The following is a 945-nucleotide window of genomic DNA, read 5'->3' as shown; positions in this document are numbered from 1 at the left end:
ATTATCATTTTTCCGTTTTTGTGGGTGCTGCTTGCGTCATTGAAGGCCCCCCTGTATTTATACGGAGAGTATGCTTTCAGCATTAAGGTCCCGGCGTATACGCTGGAGAATTACATTTCCGTGTTTACGAACCATCCGTTCGGCAGATATCTGCTGAACAGCTTTGCGGTTGGTGTGCTGACGATGTTTCTTTCGATAAGCGTTGCGGCCTTTGCATCGTATGCGGTGGCGAGACTGCATTTTTTTGGAAAAACCTTTTTTCTCGGCATTCTGCTTGCCGTATCCATGCTGCCGCAAATCGCCACATTGTCGCCGCTGTTTCTGTTTATGCAATCCGCCGGACTTCGCAATACGTACGCGGGGCTGGTCATTCCCTATACCACCTACGCTCTGCCGATTGCGATCTGGTATATGACCACATTTTTCAAGCAAATTCCGATTGAGCTGGAGGAGGCAGCCAAGGTGGATGGCGCTTCTCTGCTGGGCATTTTTGGCCGGGTGCTGCTGCCGCTGGTATCCCCCGGGCTGTTCACGACGGCGATTATCGTGTTCGTGGACGCGTGGCATGAGTTCCTGTTCGCGCTGACGATCAATACGAAGCAGTCGATGATGACGGTGCCTGTCGGCATTGCCATGTTCCAGGGGGAGTTTACGTTTCCGTGGGGCGAAATATCGGCGGCGACCGTGACGGTGACCGTTCCTGTTGTGCTGCTCGTACTGCTGTTCCAGCGGCGGATTATCGCGGGCCTGACGTCGGGAGCGGTGAAGCAATAATGTGTTACATGAGGAGGATATTATAATGAAGCGTAAAAATATTTTGCTGATGACCTCGCATGACACCGGCCGGTATTTGGGCTGCTACGGGCAGTCGGTCGAGACGCCGGCGATTGACGCTTTGGCCGAGGAAGGGGTGCGCTTCAGCAATTATTTCTGCCCGGCGCCGCA

General features: G+C 53.5%; 2 protein-coding genes. Both read left to right on the top strand.

Features of this window, described 5'->3' with window-relative positions; genetic code table 11:
- Positions 1 to 774: a carbohydrate ABC transporter permease gene (locus tag L692_RS0115775; RefSeq protein ID WP_051503515.1), complete on the top strand. Its 774-nt coding sequence runs from the start codon at positions 1 to 3 to the stop codon at positions 772 to 774.
- Positions 775 to 799: 25 nt separating this feature from the next.
- On the top strand, positions 800 to 945 hold a 146-nt coding region (locus L692_RS31875; RefSeq protein WP_156940462.1), incomplete at its 3' end, for a sulfatase-like hydrolase/transferase.

The organism is Paenibacillus forsythiae T98 (assembly GCF_000520735.1).
GTDB classification, from domain to species: domain Bacteria; phylum Bacillota; class Bacilli; order Paenibacillales; family Paenibacillaceae; genus Paenibacillus_AQ; species Paenibacillus_AQ forsythiae.
This window is presented reverse-complemented; position numbering and strand designations above follow the sequence as displayed.